At 56.8% G+C, this 273-nt stretch carries 1 pseudogene; it reads right to left on the bottom strand.

The annotated features are described in order from the left end of the window. Nucleotides 1-273: pseudogene (locus tag AC1RPG_RS08770) on the bottom strand (hypothetical protein); the annotation flags it as partial.

The raw sequence follows: 273 nt of genomic DNA, 5'->3' as shown, positions 1-273 counted from the left end.
CAGGGTGCCACGTTCCGGAGTCTTACCATCCCAACGCTTTGGGCCTTTCTTCATCTTCGTGACTTCGGTCACGAGGTGGCCATTCTCGAATGCGACGTAGTACCATGCGCCTTCGAACATCGTCCACACTTCCATCGAATCGGAAAGAGCGTTCGTGGCCTTAACACCAACACCGTGAGTGCCGCGCGCTGCTGCGTAAGCCGCACTACCCGAAAACTTGCCAGATGTGTGCAGCTCCGAGAAGATGGCCTGCATTGTCGGGGTCTTCACCAC

The organism is Dellaglioa sp. CoH-57-MRSF-18 (assembly GCF_056781995.1).
This window is presented reverse-complemented; position numbering and strand designations above follow the sequence as displayed.